The 20,619-nt window shown below is 70.3% G+C and carries 17 protein-coding genes; 3 read left to right on the plus strand and 14 right to left on the minus strand.

Annotation, left to right across the window (positions count from 1 at the left end; genetic code table 11):
- The first annotated feature begins 115 nt into the window (after nucleotides 1-115).
- Entirely contained in the window at nucleotides 116-1,036 is a 921-nt protein-coding gene (locus ACZ7DL_RS01880; protein ID WP_470770624.1) for an AEC family transporter, read from the plus strand.
- 216 nt (nucleotides 1,037-1,252) lie between these two features.
- Here the strand turns inward: ACZ7DL_RS01880 and ACZ7DL_RS01885 are convergent, their stop codons facing one another.
- The 14 genes from ACZ7DL_RS01885 to ACZ7DL_RS01950 form a co-directional block, all read right to left on the minus strand.
- Nucleotides 1,253-2,536 (minus strand): thymidine phosphorylase, encoded by a 1,284-nt coding sequence (locus ACZ7DL_RS01885; RefSeq protein WP_470770626.1) that lies wholly within the window; start codon nucleotides 2,534-2,536, stop codon nucleotides 1,253-1,255.
- Nucleotides 2,537-2,614: 78 nt separating this feature from the next.
- Complete coding sequence (locus ACZ7DL_RS01890) at nucleotides 2,615-3,019, minus strand: cytidine deaminase (protein WP_470770629.1); 405 nt, start codon at nucleotides 3,017-3,019, stop codon at nucleotides 2,615-2,617.
- On the minus strand, nucleotides 3,016-4,302 hold the full coding sequence (locus tag ACZ7DL_RS01895) for an ABC transporter permease (RefSeq protein WP_470770631.1): 1,287 nt from the start codon (nucleotides 4,300-4,302) through the stop codon (nucleotides 3,016-3,018). The genes ACZ7DL_RS01890 and ACZ7DL_RS01895 overlap by 4 nt, the downstream gene beginning before the upstream one ends.
- Nucleotides 4,302-5,429: an ABC transporter permease gene (locus ACZ7DL_RS01900; RefSeq protein ID WP_470770633.1), complete on the minus strand. Its 1,128-nt coding sequence runs from the start codon at nucleotides 5,427-5,429 to the stop codon at nucleotides 4,302-4,304. The genes ACZ7DL_RS01895 and ACZ7DL_RS01900 overlap by 1 nt, the downstream gene beginning before the upstream one ends.
- Nucleotides 5,426-6,952, minus strand: a complete 1,527-nt coding sequence (locus tag ACZ7DL_RS01905) for an ABC transporter ATP-binding protein (protein WP_470771185.1) — start codon at nucleotides 6,950-6,952, stop codon at nucleotides 5,426-5,428. Before ACZ7DL_RS01905 ends, ACZ7DL_RS01900 begins: the two co-directional genes overlap by 4 nt.
- A gap of 199 nt (nucleotides 6,953-7,151) precedes the next feature.
- The gene (locus ACZ7DL_RS01910) at nucleotides 7,152-8,204 is read right to left on the minus strand and encodes a BMP family lipoprotein (RefSeq protein WP_470770634.1); all 1,053 of its coding nucleotides are present in this window, start codon (nucleotides 8,202-8,204) and stop codon (nucleotides 7,152-7,154) included.
- Between the two features lie 279 nt (nucleotides 8,205-8,483).
- Nucleotides 8,484-9,719 (minus strand): M20 family metallopeptidase, encoded by a 1,236-nt coding sequence (locus ACZ7DL_RS01915; RefSeq protein ID WP_470770635.1) that lies wholly within the window; start codon nucleotides 9,717-9,719, stop codon nucleotides 8,484-8,486.
- 342 nt (nucleotides 9,720-10,061) lie between these two features.
- Entirely contained in the window at nucleotides 10,062-10,670 is a 609-nt protein-coding gene (locus ACZ7DL_RS01920; RefSeq protein WP_470770636.1) for a hypothetical protein, read from the minus strand.
- A 15-nt stretch (nucleotides 10,671-10,685) separates the two neighbouring features.
- Entirely contained in the window at nucleotides 10,686-12,506 is a 1,821-nt protein-coding gene (locus ACZ7DL_RS01925) for an alpha/beta hydrolase (RefSeq protein ID WP_470770637.1), read from the minus strand.
- A 10-nt stretch (nucleotides 12,507-12,516) separates the two neighbouring features.
- Nucleotides 12,517-12,966: a hypothetical protein gene (locus ACZ7DL_RS01930; RefSeq protein ID WP_470770639.1), complete on the minus strand. Its 450-nt coding sequence runs from the start codon at nucleotides 12,964-12,966 to the stop codon at nucleotides 12,517-12,519.
- Nucleotides 12,967-13,096: 130 nt separating this feature from the next.
- Nucleotides 13,097-14,245, minus strand: coding sequence for a hypothetical protein (locus ACZ7DL_RS01935; protein WP_470770641.1), 1,149 nt, complete (start codon nucleotides 14,243-14,245; stop codon nucleotides 13,097-13,099).
- A gap of 50 nt (nucleotides 14,246-14,295) precedes the next feature.
- Entirely contained in the window at nucleotides 14,296-15,234 is a 939-nt protein-coding gene (locus tag ACZ7DL_RS01940; RefSeq protein ID WP_470770643.1) for an N-acetylneuraminate synthase family protein, read from the minus strand.
- Between the two features lie 12 nt (nucleotides 15,235-15,246).
- Entirely contained in the window at nucleotides 15,247-16,476 is a 1,230-nt protein-coding gene (locus tag ACZ7DL_RS01945; RefSeq protein ID WP_470770645.1) for a cytidylyltransferase domain-containing protein, read from the minus strand.
- 23 nt (nucleotides 16,477-16,499) lie between these two features.
- A complete protein-coding gene (locus tag ACZ7DL_RS01950; protein ID WP_470770647.1) occupies nucleotides 16,500-17,810 on the minus strand; it encodes a DUF6716 putative glycosyltransferase in 1,311 nt (436 codons plus the stop codon).
- Between the two features lie 198 nt (nucleotides 17,811-18,008).
- Between ACZ7DL_RS01950 and ACZ7DL_RS01955 the strand changes: the two genes are divergently transcribed.
- Together ACZ7DL_RS01955 and ACZ7DL_RS01960 are read left to right on the plus strand one after the other, a co-directional pair.
- On the plus strand, nucleotides 18,009-18,986 hold the full coding sequence (locus tag ACZ7DL_RS01955; protein WP_470771187.1) for a glycosyltransferase family 2 protein: 978 nt from the start codon (nucleotides 18,009-18,011) through the stop codon (nucleotides 18,984-18,986).
- Nucleotides 18,983-20,317: a polysialyltransferase family glycosyltransferase gene (locus ACZ7DL_RS01960; RefSeq protein WP_470770648.1), complete on the plus strand. Its 1,335-nt coding sequence runs from the start codon at nucleotides 18,983-18,985 to the stop codon at nucleotides 20,315-20,317. Before ACZ7DL_RS01955 ends, ACZ7DL_RS01960 begins: the two co-directional genes overlap by 4 nt.
- Nucleotides 20,318-20,619: the final 302 nt, after the last annotated feature.

The raw sequence follows: 20,619 nt of genomic DNA on the forward strand, positions 1-20,619 counted from the left end.
CCGCCTCGCGGTGTCGGCCGCCTCGGGCTGCTTCCGCACGTCGTAGGGGCTCCCGCTGCCCGGCCGTCGTAGATCACATTGACCGGTCAACCATCCTCCCCGCAGGGTTGGCCGTGTGGCGGGGGTGCTGAGCGGGTTCGCGGTGATCGCGGTCGTGATCGGGGTGGGCTATGTGGTCGGGCGGTACGGGACGCTCGGCGCACAGGGCGGTGAGGTGCTGACGCGGCTGGCCTTCACGGTGGCGGGGCCGACGCTGCTGTTCACCACCCTCGCCACGGCCGACCTGTCCGTCCTCTTCTCCAGCCGGCTGCTGGTGACGGCCCTGAGCACGGCGGCGGTCGCCGCGGTCTTCGTGGTGGTCGGCGTGCTCCGGCGCTGGGGCGTGGGCCGTACGACGATCGGTGCTCTGTGCTCCGGTTACGTCAACTCGGGCAACCTCGGCATTCCGATCGCCGCGTATGTGCTGGGCGACGCGTCCCTGGTGGCGCCGGTGCTGCTCTTCCAGGTCGTGCTGGTCACGCCCGTCGCCCTCACCATCCTGGATCTGTCCGGCATGGGCGAGAAGGGCACGGTGTGGCGGCGCCTGCTGACGCCGCTGCGGAATCCGATAGCGGTGGGCTCACTGTCCGGGGTGGTGGTGGCGGCGGCGGGCTGGCAGCTGCCCGGTCCCCTGCTGAACCCGCTCACCGTGATCGGCAACATGTCCGTCCCGGCGGCCCTGCTGGCCTTCGGCATGTCCTTGCACGGCAACCCGCCCCCCGGCCGGGGACGGGACAGCCACCTGGTCCTGCTGTCCGTCGCCCTGAAGTCACTGGGCCAGCCGCTGGTGGCCTGGGTGCTGGCACGGAGCGTCTTCGGCCTGCACGGCGCCACACTCCTGGACGTGGTGGTGACCGCGGCCCTGCCCGGCGCCCAGAACCTCTTCACCTACGCCAGCCGCTACCGGGTGGCCGAGTCCCTGGCCCGCGAGTCGGTCCTGCTGTCGACGGTGACGTCGGTGCCGGTGCTGGTGGGGGTCGCGGCGGTGCTGGGGTGAGGCGGGGCCGGTCGACGGGGCACTCGCCGGTGTCGAGGGTGAGGCCGAAGGGTTCCGGCAGCCTGATGGGATCGCGGAACTCCACCGCGCTCGCTCACGGCCGTCTCCTATCGATGCGCCACCGATCCCAGCATGCCGAACGGGACCGGCGGAGATCCACCGGTCCCGTTCACCCGAAAGAGGCGCGACATCAGCGGCCTCCGGCCGCGGCCCAGGTCAGGCGATACGTTCCAGCACCACCGGCGTCGCCGTGAAGTCCGTCCCCGGCGCCGCGATGTCGTAGGAGCCCTCCACCGCCTGGAGCGCGTAGTCGAAGCGCTCGGGGGTGTCGGTGTGAAGGGTCAGGAGGGGCTGGCCCTCGGTCACCGTGTCGCCCGGCTTGGCGTGCATCTCGACGCCCGCGGCCGCCTGCACCGGGTCCTCCTTGCGGGCGCGGCCGGCGCCCAGGCGCCAGGCGGCGATGCCGATGTCGTAGGCGTCGAGGCGGGTCAGGACACCCGAGGACGGGGCCTTGATGACGTGCTGTTCCTTCGACGTGGGCAGTTCGGCGTCCGGGTCGCCGCCCTGCGCCGCGATCATCCGGCGCCAGACGTCCATCGCGGAGCCGTCGGCCAGCGCCTTCGCCGGGTCGGCGTCCTTCACCCCGGCCGCGTCGAGCATCTCGCGGGCCAGCGCGATGGTCAGCTCGACGACGTCCGCGGGGCCGCCGCCCGCGAGGACCTCCACCGACTCGCGGACCTCGAGCGCGTTGCCCGCCGTGAGGCCGAGGGGCGTGGACATGTCGGTCAGGAGCGCGACCGTCTTCACGCCGTGGTCGGTGCCGAGGCCGACCATCGTGGACGCCAGCTCACGGGCGTCCTCGATCGTCTTCATGAAGGCGCCCGTGCCGACCTTCACGTCCAGGACCAGCGAGCCCGTGCCCTCGGCGATCTTCTTGGACATGATCGAGGAGGCGATCAGCGGGATCGCCTCGACCGTGCCGGTGACGTCACGCAGGGCGTACAGCTTCTTGTCCGCGGGGGCCAGACCGTCGCCCGCCGCGCAGATCACCGCGCCCGTGGTGTCCAGGACGTGCAGCATCTCCTCGTTGGAGAGCAGGGCGCGCCAGCCGGGGATCGACTCCAGCTTGTCCAGGGTGCCGCCGGTGTGGCCGAGGCCCCGGCCGGAGAGCTGGGGGACGGCCGCGCCGCAGGCCGCCACGAGCGGGGCCAGGGGCAGCGTGATCTTGTCGCCGACGCCGCCCGTGGAGTGCTTGTCGGCCGTCGGGCGGGACAGCGAGGAGAAGTCCATGCGCTCGCCCGAGGCGATCATGGCCGCGGTCCAGCGGGCGATCTCGCGGCGGTTCATGCCGTTGAGCAGGATCGCCATGGCGAGCGCGGACATCTGCTCGTCGGCGACCTCGCCGCGGGTGTACGCGTCGATGACCCAGTCGATCTGCTCGTCGGTCAGCTCGCCGCGGTCCCGCTTGGTGCGGATCACGGAGATGGCGTCCATGGCCATGGCGGGTGTGGTTCCTTCCGGGAGGTGCGAAGTGTGCGGCCCCCCTGCGCTGATGCGGGTCAGGGGGGCCGTACGGCGTTACTTGGTGAGATGGTCCGGGCCGAAGGCCTGGGGCAGCATCTCGGAGAGCGGGAGGACACCCGCGGGGGTGTCCAGGAGCAGGCCGGGTCCGCCGAACTCGTACAGCAGCTGGCGGCAGCGGCCGCACGGGACCAGCAGGGCGCCGGTGCCGTCGACACAGGTGAAGTGCGTCAGCCGGCCGCCGCCCGTGCGCTGGAGCTCCGAGACCAGGCCGCACTCGGCGCACAGGCCGAGCCCGTAGGAGGCGTTCTCGACGTTGCAGCCGGTGACGGTGCGGCCGTCGTCGACCAGGGCCGCCACGCCGACCGGGTACCCCGAGTAGGGGGCGTAGGCGTGGGACATGGCCTCCCGCGCCTGGGCGCGCAGCGCCTCCCAGTCGAAGGCGGCGGCTTCCCGGGTCACTTGCCCTGGCCCTTGCGGTACCGCATGCCGTCCGCCTTCGGCATCCGCAGGCGCTGCGCGGACAGCGACAGCACCAGCAGGGTGACGACGTACGGGGTGGCGCCCACGAAGTCGCTCGGGACCTCGTCGGTGAGCAGGTACCAGACCAGGACCAGCGCGGCCATGACGGCGCTGATCACACCCTGCACGAGGGCCTTCTTGTACAGCTTCCAGCCGGCCAGCAGCGCGAGCAGGACGACCAGCAGGAGCAGCAGGGCGTGCACCGTCACACCGCCGTTGCGCAGCTGGAGGGCGTCGGAGTAACCGAACAGGCCCGCGCCCATCGCCAGGCCGCCCGGGCGCCAGTTGCCGAAGATCATGGCGGCGAGACCGATGTAGCCGCGGCCGCCGGTCTGGCCCTCCAGGTAGGTGTGCGAGGTGACCAGCGCGAGGAACGCGCCGCCGAGACCGGCGAGGCCGCCGGAGACGGCCACGGCCGCGTACTTGTACCGGTAGACGTTGACGCCGAGCGACTCCGCGGCGACCGGGTTCTCACCGCAGGAGCGCAGCCGCAGGCCGAACGGGGTGCGCCACAGCAGCCACCAGCTGGCGACGAACAGCAGCACGGCGAGGATCGTGACCACGGACAGGTTGGTGATCAGACCGCCGATGATGCCGGCGAGGTCCGAGATCAGGAACCAGTGGTGCTTCTCGATCGACGCGAGGGCGTCGGACAGGCCGGGGACGGTGACGTGGGGCAGCGAGTCCGCGGGCGGGGACTGCTTGGGGTTGCCGCCCGCCTCCGCGGCCCCGCCCTCGGCGAAGAACAGCTTGGCGAGGTACTGGGTGGCGCCGAGCGCGAGCAGGTTGACCGCGACACCGGAGACGATGTGGTCGACGCCGAAGGTGACGGTGGCGACGGCGTGCACCAGGCCGCCGAGGACACCGAAGCCGATGCCGCACAGCAGGCCGAGCCAGGGGCTGGACTGCCAGCCGACCCAGCCGGCGCCGAAGGTGCCGAGGATCATCATGCCCTCGAGGCCGATGTTGACCACGCCGGCCCGCTCCGACCACAGACCGGCGAGGCCGGCGAGACCGATCGGCACGGCGAGGCCGAGGGCGGCTGCGACCTGTCCGGCGGAGTCGAGCTGGTCGGCGCCGGTGATCACGCGGACCGCCGCCAGGAGCAGCAGCGCACCTGCGACGATCATGAGGGTCATGCCGAGGGAGCGGCCGGAGCGCTGGGACGCGCCCGCCGCCTTGGGGGCCGCCGGCGGCGGCGCGTCGGTCATCGTGGCAGTCATCACGCCACCTCCTGCTTCTTCGTCGCGGCGGCGGCCTGGGCGGCGAGTTCGGCGCCGACCTTCTGCTGCTGGCGCTTCATGCCGTAGCGGCGTACGACCTCGTAGGCAATGACGACGCACAGGACGATGACGCCCTGGATGACGCCGAGGATTTCCTTGTCGTAGCCCTGGAACTCCAGGTGGTTGGTGGTGCGCTCCAGGAAGCCCCAGAGCAGGGCGCCGAGCGCGATCCCGATCGGGTGGTTGCGGCCGAGCAGCGCGATGGCGATGCCGGTGAAGCCGATACCGGCCGGGAAGTCGTTGCTGAACTGGTGGCTGTCGTTGAGCAGGGTCGGCATGCCGATCAGACCGGCCACCGCACCCGAGATGATCATGCTGGTGGCGACCATCTTCTTCACCGAGACACCGCTCGCGCTGGCCGCGCTCTCGGACTGGCCGACGGTGCGCAGGTCGAAGCCGAACCGGGTGCGGCCGAGCACGAACCAGTACGCGATGCCGACGAGCACGGCGATGACGATGAAGCCCCACAGCACACCGGCGGGGCCGGTGTCGAAGCTGAAGAAGTACGAGGACGACGGCAGCGGCTTGGTGGAGACGAGGGTGCCGGCCTGGTCGAGCTGGCCGAGCTTCCCGGGCTGGAGCAGGTAGGCGATGATCGCGGTGGCGATCGAGTTCAGCATGATGGTCGAGATGACCTCGCTGACCCCGCGGCTCACCTTGAGGACGCCGGCGATGGCCGCCCACAGGGCACCGGTCGCCATGGCGCAGATGATGATCAGCGGGATGGCGAGCCAGCCGGGCACGGTGAGCGCCCCGCCGAGGACGGCGGCGATGAACGCGGCGAGCCGGTACTGGCCGTCGACACCGATGTTGAACAGGTTCATGCGGAAGCCGATGGCCACCGCGACACCCGCGAGGTAGTACGTCGTCGCCTTGTTCAGGATGTAGACCTGGCTGTCGCTGGCGAAGCCGTAGGTCACCATGTCGCTGAACGCGGCGCCGGGGTTCTTGCCGGTCGCGAGGATCACCAGGGTGGTGACGACGAGCGCGGCGACGATCGCCAGCAGCGGCGCGGCGATGCCGAGGAGCATCCGCTCCTTGTCGATGCGTTGGGTCAGCTTGTTCATCGCTCGTCGTCCTCTGTGTGCTCCAGGTGGCCGGTGGCCGCACCCGTCATGGCGGAGCCCAGCTCTTCGGGGGTGATCGTGGCGGGGTCGGCGTCGGCGACCAGGCGGCCGCGGTACATCACCCGCAGGGTGTCGGAGAGGCCGATCAGCTCGTCCAGGTCGGCGGAGATCAGCAGCACGGCCAGGCCCTCGCGGCGGGCCTCGCGGATGTAGTCCCAGATGGCCGCCTGCGCGCCGACGTCCACACCGCGGGTGGGGTGGGCGGCGATCAGCAGCTTGGGGTTGTGGCTCATCTCGCGGCCGACGATCAGCTTCTGCTGGTTGCCGCCGGACAGCGAGGCGGCGGTGACGTCGATACCGGGGGTGCGGACGTCGTACGCCTCGACGATGCGCTGGGTGTCGGCGCGGGCGGCCTTGAGGTCGAGCAGTCCGCCGCGGGAGTTGGGCTTCTCGGTGACGTGGCCGAGGATGCGGTTCTCCCACAGCGGTGCTTCCAGGAGCAGGCCGTGGCGGTGGCGGTCCTCGGGGATGTAGCCGATGCCGGACTCGCGGCGGTCGCGGGTCGGGGCGTGCGAGATGTCGGTGTCGTCGAGGCTGATGACGCCGGCGTCGGGGTGGCGCATGCCCATGATCGCCTCGACCAGCTCGGACTGGCCGTTGCCCTCCACGCCGGCGATGCCGAGGACCTCGCCCTTGTGGATGGTGAAGGTGATCTCGTCCAGGATGATCCGCTCGACGCCGTCGAGGTCGGTCTGCGTGAGGTGGAGGCCGTCCACCTTCAGCATCGGGACGTCGGTGACCGTGGACTCCTCGGTCTCCGGGGTGGGCAGCTCGCTGCCGACCATCAGCTCGGCGAGCTGCTTGGGGGTGGTGCCCCGCGGCTCGACGGTGCCGACGGTGGTGCCGCGCCGGATGACGGTGATCTCGTCGGCGACGGAGAGCACCTCGCCCAGCTTGTGGGAGATGAAGATGACGGTGAGGCCCTCGGCCTTCAGCTCGCGCAGGTTGTCGAAGAGGGCGTCGACCTCCTGCGGAACGAGGACGGCGGTGGGCTCGTCCAGGATGAGGGTCTTGGCGCCGCGGTAGAGGACCTTGAGGATCTCCACGCGCTGGCGGTCGGCGACACCGAGCTCCTCGACCAGGGCGTCGGGGCGGACGCCGAGGCCGTAGGCGTCGGAGATCTCCTTGATCCTGGCGCGCGCCTTGCCCCCGATGCCGTGCAGCTTCTCCGCGCCGAGAACGACGTTCTCCAGGACGGTGAGGTTGTCGGCGAGCATGAAGTGCTGGTGCACCATGCCGATGCCGCGGGCGATGGCGTCGCCGGGATTGTGGAAGACGACCTGTTCGCCGCCCACGGTGATGGTGCCCTCGTCCGGCTGCTGCATGCCGTAGAGGATCTTCATCAGGGTGGACTTGCCGGCGCCGTTCTCACCGCACAGGGCGTGAACGGTGCCCGTGCGGACCGTGATGTCGATGTCGCGGTTGGCGACGACGCCGGGGAAACGCTTGGTGATGCCGCGCAGTTCGACGGCAGCGGGAGGGCTGGACGCGTTGATGGCGCACTCTCCTCGGGGAAAGGGGCTGCGGGGAGGGGGCAGGCGTCGGCGACGCTAGCGCGGCAACTCCATGCTACACGCGTAGAGTTGACACATTGTTATGGCTCGGCGGGGGGCTCCGGGAGGTGCCCCCGCGCCGAGCCTGGGTCCGGCGGGACCCATCAGGTCACGGGGTGGTCTTGACCTTGATGGAGCCGTCGATGATCTTCTTCTTCGCCGCGTCCAGCTTGGCCTGGATGTCGTCGATGAAGCCGCCGCTGGTGGCCAGCGAGACGCCGTCCTTGGCGAGCGAGTAGGTGTTCGTACCGGTCAGCGGCTTGCCGTCGTGGACCGACTTGACGAAGTCGTACACACCGACGTCGACGTTCTTGACCATCGAGGTCAGGATCGCGTTCTTGTACTTGGACAGACCCGGGACGTTGTACTGGTCCGAGTCCACGCCGATGGCCCAGGCGCCCTTCTTGCCCGCGACGGCCTCGATCGCGCCGTTGCCGGAGGAGCCGGCCGCCGTGTAGACGACGTCGGCGCCGTTGTCGAGCATGCCCTGCGCGGCCTCCTTGCCCTTGTCGGGGCTGGCGAAGCCGGAGGTGTCGGAGCCGTGCGACAGGTACTGCGTGTCGACCTTGATCTTCGGGTTGGTGTCCTTGACGCCCTGGACGTAGCCCGCCTCGAACTTCTTGATCAGCGGGACGTCCACACCGCCGATGAAGCCGACGTGCTTCGACTTGGTCTTCAGGGCGGCGGCGACACCGGCCAGGTAGGAGCCCTGCTCCTCGGTGAAGGTGATGCTGTCGACGTTCTTGCCGTTCACGACCGAGTCGACGATGCCGAAGCTGGTCTTCGGGTACTTCGCGGCGACCTTGGTCATGGAGGCGGCGTACGCGTAGCCCACGCCGATGACCGGGTTGTAGCCGGCCTCGGCCAGGTCCGACAGGCGCTGCTCGCGGTCGGCCTCGGTGTCCGAGGTCTTCGCGGTCAGCTCCTTGACCTCGCCGCCGAACTCCTTCTTGGCCTTGTCGACACCGCGCGCGGCGGAGTCGTTGAAGGAACGGTCACCACGGCCGCCGACGTCGAAGGCCAGACCGACCTTGACGCCCTTGCCGTCACCGGAGGGGGACGATCCGTTGTTGTCGGAGGAGGTGCTGCCACAGGCAGTGGCAGTCACGGCGAGAGCTGCGGACGCGATACACGCAGCAGAAAGCTTGGCTACCCGGCGCACGGGAAGGCTCCTTCACCTGACCTGAGCGCCATGTAGGCGCTTGATGTGAGCACCATGTCAGTGCTCGAGCCGTGACGCCCTCTTCGGCGTCGGCTTCGCGGCATCGTAACGCGCGTAGATGTCGCAAAAAACCCTCTCGCGAAGCCGTTATCGATTCGAGGCAAACACTGTCTGAACACGGTCTCCGGCCCCTCTTCCGGCTCCGTTGCGGACAGTGCACGAATGGCTTGGATGCGTGTTGCGCCGATCAGGGGAACGGCCCCCGAAGGGGCCGCCCGGTCACCTCGGCGCCGCGTTCGATTCCAGGAAGGCGGCGGCGGTGAACATCTCCACGCCGACCGTGATCGCGTGCTCGTCGGCGTCGAAGTCGCCCTGGTGGAGATCGCGCACCGTGCGCTCGCCGGGCCGGCGCACCCCGAGCCGGGCCAGCGCGCCCGGCACCTGCTCCAGGTACCAGGAGAAGTCCTCGCCGCCGAGGCTCTGCTCGGTGCTCTCGACGGACTTCATCCCGCGCCGGGCGACCATGGCCCGGCGCAGCAGCTCGGTGGACTCCCGGTCGTTGACGACGGGCGGCACCCCGCGCATGTAGGTGATCTCGGACTTGGCCCGGTGCAGGGTCGCGACCTCGTCGATGGCCGCGTGCACGATGTCGGGGGCCTGCCGCCAGGCCTCCAGGTCCAGGCAGCGCACGGTCCCGGACAGCTCCGCGTGCTGCGGGATCACGTTCGGGGCGTGGCCCGACTCGATCCGGCCCCAGGTGAGGGCGAGACCGGCACGGGTGTCGACGCGGCGGGCGATCACTCCGGGGACGTCGACGGCGACGCGGGCTGCGGCGGTGACCAGGTCGGTGGTCAGGTGCGGGCGGGCGGTGTGTCCACCGGGCCCGTCGAGGGCGATCTCCAGGCGGTCGCAGGCGCTGGTGATCGGCCCGTGCCGCAGCCCGATCCTCCCGACCTCCACCCGGGGGTCGCAGTGCACGGCGAGGATCCGGCCCACCCCGGCCAGCGCGCCGTCCTCGATCGCGTCCAGGGCGCCGCCGGGCAGCACCTCCTCGGCGGGCTGGAAGATCAGCCGCACCGGACGGGGCAGCAGGTCTTTGGCGTGCAGGTCGGCGAGGACGAGCCCGGCGCCGAGGACGACGGTCGTGTGCACGTCGTGTCCGCAGGCGTGCGCCCGGTCGGGCACGGTCGACCGGTACGGGCAGTCGGTCTTGGTGTCCGGGATGGGCAGGGCGTCGATGTCGGCACGCAGCGCGAGCACCGGTTCGGTGGCCCGCTCACCCTCCGCGAGGCCGATGTCACAGACGAGTCCGGTTCCGGTACTGAGGACGCGGGGCCGGAGCCCGGCCCGCTCCAGCCGCTCCTTGATCGCGGCGGTGGTACGGAACTCCTGGTTGCCCAGCTCGGGGTGCATGTGCAAGTCGCGTCGGAACGCGACGAGTTCGGCGTGCAGGGACTCGCTCAGCACGCCGGGGAGCACATCCCCCGGGAGGCCGGCCTCGGACTCTAGGGACATCAATTGCTTCACCCTCTGAAGGGTAGGACGCCCGGGTGGTCAACTACCCCTCGATCAACAAAAGTTCAGCCCGTTAGGGGAAGAAAATCTGACCGTCGGACGCATGGCGGCGGACTCTGGTGGGTAAAACCTCTCTTTTTCTCTTCCACGCATACCACGCATTGCCACGGTCACGCGCGCGATGTCCACAAACCGGACGCCACGGCGTCCCGGTTCCCGGGCGCGGTGCCGGCCGGGGCGGGCCTCGACCTGGTGGCGACCGTGCTCAGGGAGCCGTACGGGGGACGAGACCCGCCCGCGGGCGGGTGTGCCGACGCGCAGAGGGGTGAGGCCGGGAGGGCGCTAGAAGTGCTCGACCTCCTGGCCGTCCGGGACCTGGTAGCAGCCAGAGATGACATCCACGCTCAGCATCGGAGGATTGTCCTTCGCCATCTGGATGATGTGCACACTGGCCTTCTTCGCGTCGTTGTCGGCCGTGAGCCTCAGGTTCTTGTTCCTGCTGGTGTCCGGCCCGTACTCGACGATCTTCCAGCCGTGCTTCGGCAGTGCGTCCTTGAGCCGCTGCATGGCTGTCTCGAGGTCACCGGAGGACGCCGGGGTGAAGCTCCACGGGTGGAGGACCCGGAAGTACTTGTCCGGGTCCTTGCCGGAACACTCCGTCACGGTCGCGCGGCTGTCGGACGTCTTCCCCTTGACGCCGATCAGGTCGTAGATACCGCTGGAAAGACGTTCCACCTCGTCTGCGGCGTCACTCGACGTGCTCGTGCCGGCGGAGGGGATGCCGGAGCCGGTGCCGGCGGAGGGGCTGTCGGAGCCGGTGCCGGCGGAGGGGCTGTCGGAGCCGGTGCCGGCGGAGGGGCTGTCGGAGCCGTTGTCAGTCATGTTGCATCCGGTGAGGGTAGTGAGCGCAAGGGCCATGGCGCCTGCGAGGACGCCCAGCTTGATCTTCACGTCAGGGAGTCTCTCCTACTTCACATGATCCCAGGAACCGGGCGGCCCGAACGTGCCGTACGAGGGCTTCAGCTCCACGTCGTCACCCTTCCCGACAACGACCAGCCCCTGGTTCAACAGGCTCTTGGAGCCGGGGTCCCAGTACCCGCCGTGCCCATGGGTGTCCGTCGCCATCTGATTGGCGCCGAAGTCCTTGTCGCTCGGGATGATGGTGCCGTCCCCGCCGAGGAAATAGCGGCCGAGCTCCGGAACCGGGTCCGAGCCGCCCTCCTCGTTCCACACGTGCCCCTTGGGGACGTCCATCTCGTCGGCGCCGGACACCAGGACGCCGGGGCTGCCCGCGAAGACGACGTCGTCGGCGTTGAGGGTCCCCTTCTGGGCCGCGGCACCGATGACGGTCGATCCGTACGAATGGCCGATCACGGTCCGGTGCGGTGGCGTGTCACCGGTGTGTGACGCCTCCAGCCCGTCCAGGAACTTGTTGAACGCCGGCGCACCGTCGTATGCGTAGCTGTCGTTCCGCGCGTCCTTGACGACCTCGTCCGGTGCGTCGTAGCCCAGCCAGGTGATCGTGGAGACGGTCTGACCGCCGGACTTGGAGTGGGCCACGTCCCAGAGGTTGACCATCCGGTTGACATTGCCTTCGATACTGTTCAGGTCCGACGTCGTACCGGGTACGTAGACGGCCTGGTGGTCCGCGGTGTCCGGGTTCCCGTTGGCCACGATCGCGCGGCCGTCGTCATCGCCGCTGAAGCCCAGCAGGTAGGCCTCGGGAAGCCCGTGCTCACCGGTCCTGTCGAAGCGCTTCTCGATGGCCTCCATGCCGTGGAGCGACTTGTCGAGGTGGTCGTACCGATCGCCGTACTTCTTGTGCCACTCCATCCATTCGTCGGTGTGCACCTTGGATGCAAAGCCGCCGCTGGTGATGTAGGTCCACTCGTTCACCGGCGGCTTCGGAATGGAGTTGAATTCCAGCTGGTAGCGAGCCCGGGTCTCGTCCAGGACGATGCGGTTGGCCTCGTCGCGCACCGTGGAGGGCAAGCCGTCGAGCTTGCCCACGCTGTCGGGGCGCATGGAGATGTAGGCCGCCTTCTGCTCGTCGGTGAGCCCCTTCCACCAGGCCGCGTTGTCCTTCGGGGCGCCGTCCTTGGGCGGCTGCGGGAGCGAGTCGAGGTACTTCTTGCCGGCCTCGCTCACCCCGTCCTGGTCCGACTTGACGTCCGACCAGTCCTTGTCCGAGACCTTCAGGTCGTCGTCGGCCTTCAGTGCCCGCAGCTTCGGCGCCCACTTCGTGTCCGCGTCGGTGGCTTCCTTCAGCGCGTCCCCGATACGGTTCGCGAACCCGACGGCCTTGCCGAAGTTCGGGTTCGGGTGCATGTGGATGGCCTGCTGCTCGATGGCGTTCGCCGTCGCATCCGTCGAGCTGGTGCTGGCCGACACCGTGCCCCCCTCGGGCACCTTGCCGTCGACCTCCTTGCCACCCGCCGGGAACGACACCGAACCGTCCGCACCGACCGTGCACCCGGCCGCCTTCGCGTCCTCCAGAGCCGCCTCCAGCTTCCGCTTGGCCGCCGCCATGTCGAAGGCGAAACCATTCAGCGCCGTACTGGCCAGCGCACACTCGGTCTGGATGTAGTGGAAGTTCTTGCCCAGCTCCTTCAGCTCGCCCACGGCGGCCTCCATGGCCTTGCCCTCGAGCTGGTTGCGCAGGCTCGGGGCGATCTTGTTCTCGATCGCGTCCTTGGCCGTGCTCGCCATGTCGCCCGTGGCGCGGTACCCGTCGGCGGCCTCCTCGAACTCGGAGGGCTTCAGCGCCTTCAGCGTCGCTATGTCCATGACCGCCCCGTCACCGGCCCTTCGCCTGGCCGCCGACGGCGTCGGTGTCCTTGTACTTGGCCGCGATCTTGTCCAGCTCGGCCCTCACCTCGCCGTCCGACTTCGACAGGTCGTGCCCGGAGGTCTCCATGATCCCGCCGAGTTCACCACAGCGGCTCTTGACCTTGCCGACGTACTCCTTCCAGGAGTCGTACAGCTCCTTCTGGGCCGCCGCGGACTCGCACCCGGACATCTCGCCCAGCCCTGACTGTCCGTCGTCCAGCTTGCCCAGCGCCTTGCCGATGCCGTCCTGGAGGCCCTTGGTGTCCTCGCCGGCCATCGTCCAGGTCTTCTTGTCCGACTTGAGCTTGCCCGCGGCACCGCTGCCGCCCGGATCCATCGGAACATGGTTCAGCTGCATCTGCGTGGAGCCGCGGGCCGCGGCGTCCGCCTTCAGCTGCTCCCACTCGTCCCAGGACATACCTGTCGTCCTCCCCGTTACCCCGTTACCCCGTTGCACCGGCAACGCGCGCCGGTATACGCCATGCTCTCTGTGGCCGAGGCAGGAATCAAATCAAACTCGTGATCCGGTCCAAGGGAGTTGGGGCGTACTAGGCCAGGCTCACCGCCGCCAGCCGGTGGACGTCCCGGGCCGTACCGGTCACTCCGGACAGGAAACCCTGGGCCCGCGGCGAGGCGGTGTCCGTGAGCCAGGCCGGGTCGATGTCACAGACCGCCACGCGCACGCCCGTGCCGGCCAGGGCCAACGGCAGGGTGTGGACGACCGTGGAGGGGAAGCTGAGGATCGTACGGCCGATGGGACCGCGGCGGGCGATCAGCTCCAGGGGGAGGTCCGGGCGGACTATCTCCAGGCCCGTCTCCGCGGCGAGGCGGTGGAGTTTGTCCGCGCTCTCCCGGCGGTGCGCGAAGTAGCGGGTGGCGCCGTGGGCCTTGGCCAGGCCGCGGACGGCCTCCAGGTAGCGCTCGCCGTCCACGACGCCGGTCTCCACCAAAGAGGTGCCGACCATGTCCGCGCTCTTGGTGATGCGCGGCGGGCCGAAGCGGGCGCGGGTCCAGGCGAAGGCGTTGGCGGTGACACCGACGCCGTCCGGGACCTCGGTCACCGGCATGGAGGAGAAGACCTCGACGCGGCGGCGGGCGCTCGGCGTGAGGCGGCGCCGGGCCGAGGAGGACACCGGCGCGAAGAGCAGGTCGCGGGCGCCCGGACGGCCGCCCTTGCGGTGCCAGCGCACCAGGCGTTCGCCGCGGGCCAGCTGGGCGACGAACTCCATCGTCGCCGTGCCGTCGTCCACGACGACCAGGTCGCGGGCGCGGGTGATGGTCAGCAGGAGCTGCACATAGCGGGAGAACGGGTCCCCCATGACGATCCGGTCGGCGCGGCGCAGCGGGCCGGCCAGGCCGCCGATGGTGTGGAAGGGCGCGGTCGTACCGCCCCGCGCCTCTTCCCAGCGCACCCGGTACCCCTCGTCCCGGGCCAGGTCGGCCATGCGGCGCAGCTGGCCCCGGGTCATGGGGTCGGTCGGGGACAGGACGACGACGGTGAGCTCCGCACCGGCCGCCGGGGTCCCGCCGGCCACCGTCCGCCGTATCTGCGCGGGCACGGACGGCAGGCTGTCCGGTGCCGCGCCGTGCAGGCCCTTCAGGTGCGCCCACTCCAGCACGTTCAGCAGCTGGACCGGGCTCTCCACGAAGGCGAGCGTGCGGGGAGGTTGGCCGGCGTGACCGGCGCGGGGGCTCATCGGCGTACGACCGTCCCGTCGTAGGGCAATCCGTCAGGCAATCGGGGTGCTCAGACCGAGACCGGCTCGCCCGCCGCCGCGGCGATCTCCGCCTCGGCGACGGCACCGGCGACGCGGCGCAGCTTCTTCATCGGGCCCAGCTCGGAGTCGTAGACCTTCTTGACGCCGTCACCGAGGGAGGCCTCGATGGTGCGGATGTCGCGGACCAGGCGCTGAAGGCCCTGCGGCTCCACGGAGGCGGCCTGGTCGGAGCCCCACATGGCGCGGTCGAGGGTGATGTGACGCTCGACGAAGGCCGCCCCGAGCGCGACCGCGGCGAGGGTGGTCTGGAGGCCGGTCTCGTGGCCGGAGTAGCCGATCGGGACGTTCGGGTACTCCTTCTCCAGCGTGTTGATCACGCGGAGGTTCAGCTCCTCGGCCTTCGCCGGGTAGGTCGAGGTGGCGTGGCACATGAGGATGTTGTCCGAGCCGAGGACCTCGACCGCGTGGCGGATCTGCTTCGGGGTGGACATGCCGGTGGAGAGGATGACGGAGCGGCCGGTGGCGCGCAGGGCGCGCAGCAGCTCGTCGTCCGTGAGGGAGGCGGAGGCCACCTTGTGGGCCGGGACGTCGAACTTCTCCAGGAAGGCGACGGCCTCGGTGTCCCACGGGGAGGCGAACCAGTCGATCCCCTTCTCCTTGCAGTACGCGTCGATCTGGCGGTACTCGTCCTCACCGAACTCCACGCGGTGGCGGTAGTCGATGTAGGTCATCCGGCCCCAGGGGGTGTCGCGCTCGATGTCCCACTGGTCGCGCGGGGTGCAGATCTCCGGGGTGCGCTTCTGGAACTTGACGGCGTCACAGCCGGCCTCGGCGGCGACGTCGATCAGCTTGAAGGCGTTCTCCAGCTCACCGTTGTGGTTGATGCCGATCTCGCCGCAGATGTAGACGGGCCTGCCGGGGCCGACCTCGCGCGAACCGAACGTACGCAGACGGGAGTTGGTGCTCATCAGGGGGTGTCCTTACTTGGGGAGGGAATCGAGAGAGGGGCCGAGGATCCAGCTGGCGATCTCTCGGATCGCGCCGTCACCGCCGGGGACCGTGGTGACCGCGCGTGCGGCGCCGCGTACGACGTCGTGAGCGCTCGCGACCGCCACCGGCCAGCCGACGAGGGCGAAGCACGGGAGGTCGTTGACGTCGTTGCCGACGTAGAGCACGCGCTCCGGCGCGATGCCCTGCTCCTCGCACCACTGCTTCAGCGCGAGGTCTTTCCGGTCGATGCCGTGCAGCACGGGGATCTTCAGTTTCCGTGCGCGGGCGGCGACGACCGGGTTCTGTTCCGTGGACAGGATCAGCAGCTTCAGGCCGCTCCTGCGGAGGGCCGCGATACCGAGCCCGTCGCCGCGGTGCACGGCGACGAACTCCCGTCCGTCGGAGTCGATCAGCACCCGGTCGTCGGTCTGGGTGCCGTCGAAGTCCAGTACGACCGCGTCCACGTCGTCGGCGGTCGGCAGTGCGCCGGGGCGGTCCGCGTCGAAGAGCGGGGCGAGCGCCCGGGCACGGGCCAGGTCGTGCGGGTCGTCGATCTCCAGCACCCGGGCCGGGTCGGTGCGGACCAGCTCGGTGTGGCCGAAGAAGCGGTGGCCCTGCTTGCGGAAGCCGGCCGCGTGCATGGCGTAGGCGGCGCCGGTCTCCAGGAAGTCCTGGGGGCGGTCCTGGCGGCGCGGGCGGTAGGACTTGTCGTGGTTGACGCCTGTCCCGCCCTCGCCCTCGACGTCGGCGTCGCGCCAGATGAAGCCGTGGAAGGGGGCCACGGTGACGGCGGTGTCGGCGCCGTTCTCGGCGACCGCGGCGGCCACGGCGTCGATGTCCTCGCGGATCAGGAACGGGCTGGTGCACTGCACGAGGAGGACCACGTCGACCGGGGCGCCGTGCAGCGCCTCGTGGGTGTCCATGGCGTGCAGGACCGCGGCCTCGGAGGTGGCGGTGTCGCCGGCGATGGCGGCGGGCCGCAGCACGACCTCGGCGCCGGCCTCGCGGGCGGCGGCGGCGATGGCCTGGTCGTCGGTGGAGACGACGACGTCGGTCACCAGCCGGGTCGCCCGGCACTCGCGTACCGCCCGCGCCACGAGCGGGACGCCGCCCACGGGGGCGAGGTTCTTCGCGGGTACGCCCTTGGAGCCGCCGCGGGCGGGAATCACCGCGAGCACCCGGCGGACCGAAGCGCCCGGGCCCGCTGCCGAGTTGGACATGGGGTCTACTCCTTGGAATGAGGTCACAGCTCGCCCATCCGCCGGATCACGGGGGCGACTCGCTGGACGCCGTGCCGGTAGGCGCCGCGTGCGGCCCGGCGCACGATCTGCCGGACGGGGCCGGGCGCCTTGTCGGCGGCGGGCGCTCCGGGCAGCGGGGCGCCGTCGGGGCCGAGGTGGTGGCGGGCGAGGATGCCGGGCAGATAGCCGGGGGCGGTCTCGGAGGTGTAGTAGGGGGTCAGCGGCGGCAGGCCGCCGGCGCGGTCGAGCAGCTTGGTGATGCGCTCGCGGGCGGTGTCGAACGCGGTGGTGTAGGAGCCGTCGGCGGCGACCCCTTGCCGGGCCACCCAGTCCGCTTCCGGCACCGGCCGGTGCCCGGCGTCGAGCTGGTTCCAGGAGGCGAGGCAGCCGGAGCCGGTGAAGTGGTGGTTGCCGAGCGCCTCGCGCACCCCGAGGTCGGTGAGGACGGCTGTGGGGATCCGGCGGTGCAGGGCCTCCAGGGCGGCCGTGGAGCTGACCGTGACCAGCAGGTCGGTGCGGTCCAGCACCTCGCCCATGTGCCCGTACACCAGCCGGAAGTTGGCCGGCAGGTCCGTGCCCTGGGCCAGCTTCTGGTAGGGCAGTTCCTCGATGTGGGTGGTGTGTTCGCCGGGCCTGGAGCGCAGCTTCAGCAGCACCTCGCGCTCGGGGTGCTGCCGGGCGTGCTCGATGAGACGGCCCAGGAGGTACGTACGGTCGCGGCGGTTGTCCGGTACGGACGGCTGGGCCGCGAACGCCACGGTGTACGGCTCGTGTTCGCCGGTGTACGGCTCGCCGCCGAGGAAGGGCAGCGCGACCTCGGTGACCGAGGAGGCGTCGGCGCCCACGCCCTCGTACACGGCCCGGAACCGGTCCGCGTCATGGCGGGAGTTGGCGAGCACGAGGTCGGCGCCGTGCCGCAGCAGCAGCCCGTCGGCGAGCTTCTCGTAGACGACCCCGACATAGCCGGTGACGACGACGGGACGCTTCCCGGAAGCCCAGGCGCGGCGCAGACCGTGCAGCATCGCCTGGACGCCGCCGCCGACCAGGGCGAGGACGAGGATGTCGTAGGACTCGTCGGTCATCGCGCGCAGGAACTCGACGCCGGTGACCTCGCGGAGGGACTCGGCCTGGACGCCGACTTCCTTCAGCTGGCGGGCGGTCGGGGTGGCGCGCCCCCGCAGGAGGTAGCCGTCGAGCCGGACGTCGGCAGCCGCGGGAGTGAGCCGCTGCGCGGTGAGCGCGCCCCACTTCCACCGGGTGTCGGAGTCCGCGAGGACGGCGACCCGCAGGGACTTCGTTGCACTTGCTGGCACGTCGAAGACGCTAGGAAGCCATTCCGAGGTTCCGCCCAACCCGAATACAACAAACGGTTAACAGCACATCGCCGAATGGCGAATCAGGCCGCGATCGCCTTGCAAAACAGCCTGGTTCACAGCTTCGCCACGTGCCGTTCACCCGGTATCAAGCAGGCCGTCAAGACGAATGACGGGCCGCGCCCTAACGTCCCTGACGTGGTCAAGCTCTCCGTCATCGTGCCGTTCTACAACGTGCAGCAATACGCGCCCGACACCCTCAGGAGTCTGGAGTCGAATGCGCGTGAGGACTTCGAATTCATTCTCGTCGACGACTGTTCACGCGACGGGACACCAGAGATTCTCGCGCGTGCGGAGCGCGAGCTGCCGGGCGCGGTGCTGGTCCGGCACGAGCAGAACGGAGGGCTGGCGACCGCGCGCAACACCGGAATCGACCGGGCGCGCGGCGAGTACCTGACATTCCTGGACGGCGACGACTGGCTCGCCCCCGGCTACTTCCCGCAGTTGCTCGCGGCCATCGAGGAGCTGGGCTGCGACTTCCTGCGCACCGACCATGTGCAGTGCACCGCCCGGTCGCGCAGCGTGCACCGGGTGCCGGTGGGCCGGCGCAACACGGTGCTGAACCCGCGTGAGGCGATCCTGCCCGCCGACCGGTCCACCTCCGTGGACTACGCGTACGCATGGGCGGGCATCTACCACCGCCGGCTGCTGGACAAAGGACTGCTGCACTTCACCGACGGGCTGCGCACGGCCGAGGACCGGCCGTGGATCTGGAAGCTGCACCGGGAAGCGGAATCCTTCGCGGCGGTGAGCCTGCTCGGCGTGTTCTACCGGCGCGGGGTCGCCTCGTCCCTCACCCAGATCGGTGATGTGCGGCAGCTCGATTTCATCCGCGCGTTCGATCAGGTCATCTCGGAAACCGCGGCGGACCGGGAGGCCGGCATCCTGCTGCCCAAGGCCGTCCGTACCTATTGCGCGATCATTTCCCATCACCTGGGATCGATCGAAAGGTTTGAGCCAGCGGTGGCGAAGAAACTGAAGTCCATGAGTGCCGCCGCCCTGCGGCGCATGCCGCAGGACGTGCTGGACGAGGCGCTGGACTCCATGGACCTCCAGCGCGCCACCCGGCTGCGCCGGCTGCGCCGCCGTCCCGCCGCAGCGGGGGTCGCCGCGTGACCACCCAGATCTTCCAGGCGTCGACGCTGTACGGCACGGCCACGCTCGCCGCCGCCCTGGACTCCGGCTGCTTCCGCCCGGCCGACCGGCGGGTCCTGCTGGTGTGCAACAACGCGGCCACGCCCGAGACCACCCCGGCGCTGGACGGGATGCCGGGCTTCGAGCGGCTGCGCGACCGCTTCGACGACGTGGTGTCGTACAACGAGACCGTCTTCCCGTTCCACCCCGGCGGCTGGGCTCCGCGCGGAGAGGATCTGCCGCTCTGGGAGCGGTACATGCGCCACGAGTGGCAGCTCGGCACCGACGACGTCGAGCTGGCCGTCGAGTCGATCCAGGTCAACCCGTCGCTGGCGCTCACGCAGATCTTCACCGGCGCGCCGGTCACCGTCTACGCCGACGGCCTGATGAGCTACGGCCCCACCCGCAACAAGCTCGACCCGCTGGTCGGCACCCGTGTCGACCGCGTCCTCCACCTGGACCTGGTCCCGGGCCTGAAGCCCCTGCTGCTCACGGAGTTCGGCGTGCCCGGCGAGGTGGTGCCCACGCCCGCCTTCACCAAGGTGCTGGCCGAACTGGCACCGCTCGGCGACGCATTGCCGGCGGTCGAGGAGCCTGCGCTGCTGCTCGGCCAGTACCTGTCCGCGCTGGACATCCTCACCGCCGAGCAGGAGGAGAACCTGCATGTGCGGATGCTGAAGGGCGCGGCCGCCCTCGGCCACACCACGGTGGTGTTCAAGCCGCACCCGTCGGCCCCGGCCCGCTTCACCCGCTTGCTGGAGCAGGAGGCGGAGAAGCTGAAGGTCGAGCTGACCGTCCTCGACACGCCGGTGCTCGCCGAGGTGCTGTACCAGCGGATGCGCCCCGCGCTGGTCGTCGGCTGCTTCTCCACCGCGCTGCTCACCGCGTCCGCGCTGTACGGCCTGCCGGTCGCCCGGGTGGGCACCGAGCTGCTGCTGGAGCGGCTGACGCCGTACGAGAACAGCAACCGCGTCCCGGTCACCATCGTGGACGCGCTGCTGCCCGACCTGTCCGACCGGGCGGCCGTCACCGGGCAGCGCCCGGGCACGGACGTCGAGGCGCTGGGCGCGCTGGTGCGTGCGGTGGGCTTCGCGATGCAGCCGAAGATCCTGCCGAAGCTGCGCGCCCAGACCGAGAGGTGGCTCGCGAAGAACCTGACCGAGCAGACCCTGCGCTACTTCAAGCGCAAGCGGCTCACGTCACTGGCGTTGCCCGGCGGCTTGCCCGCCCAGCTGGGGTTCATCCCGCGCAACGCGGCGGTCCGCCGGATGGCGCGCAAGGCGCGGAGCCTGCGCCGAGTCGTACGACGCTGACGCCGGGAAAGGGGCGGGCCCGCTGCCGGGCCCGCCCCTTTCCTTCGCACCGGCGCAGGATCGTCCGGATCCGGGCCGCGTTCTCCTCGGTGACCTTCCACAGCAGTTCCTGCCGGTCGCGCACGTCGGTGACGGTCCGGCTCCAGCTCCCCTCCACGCGCGGGTGCCCGCCGGCTCGGGACCCTTGCCATGGCTCTCCTGGTTCTTGCCGGGCATATCCGGGCTCTGCGGCCGAGTGCCATGCGTTTACCGAGGCGTGGGGGTGGATGGAGAAACCAGGAAGGTAAAACGACGTACGGGTT

It is taken from the genome of Streptomyces sp. NPDC036984, assembly GCF_055607665.1.